Below are 417 nucleotides of genomic sequence, written 5' to 3' on the forward strand. Positions count from 1 at the left end.
CTCGACATGCATCAGACCGGCGTCGACCGAAGTCACTTTCGCATTGGTGATCCATTTGATGTGGCGATCGCGCATGGCGCTTTCGAGCAGACCCTTGGTGTCGCCGACCCCGTCAAGCCCGAGATGGCCGATATAGGGTTCCGGCGTCACGAAGGTCATCGGCACGCGGTCGCGCACCCTGCAGATGGAAGAATACGGCCGCACCTATGCGCTGGGCCTGAAGGTGGCGCTGTGATGGGGCGCAGCCGTGCCGTCCTGGCCGCGGCGCTGGCCGCCACGCTGATCGCCGGCTGCACGCCGGCCAGCGGCAACGATCCGGTCGCGGGAGCGGCCGCGCCGGCCGCCAGTGGCGCGCGCGGGGTGACCACCCTCGCCGAAGCCTTCCTCACGCCGATGACCCCGGCCGACAACATCGAC

2 pseudogenes are annotated in these 417 nt (G+C 68.8%); one reads left to right on the forward strand and one right to left on the reverse strand.

The window, feature by feature from the left end:
- Window positions 1-180: pseudogene (locus EN850_RS37610) on the reverse strand (NAD(P)/FAD-dependent oxidoreductase); the annotation flags it as partial.
- A 54-nt stretch (window positions 181-234) separates the two neighbouring features.
- On the opposite strand from EN850_RS37610, the pseudogene EN850_RS33780 reads away from it, so the two are divergent.
- Window positions 235-417, forward strand: a pseudogene (locus EN850_RS33780) (hypothetical protein); the annotation flags it as partial.

Origin of the sequence: Mesorhizobium sp. M8A.F.Ca.ET.207.01.1.1, assembly GCF_004794715.1 — a bacterium.
GTDB lineage: Bacteria > Pseudomonadota > Alphaproteobacteria > Rhizobiales > Rhizobiaceae > Mesorhizobium.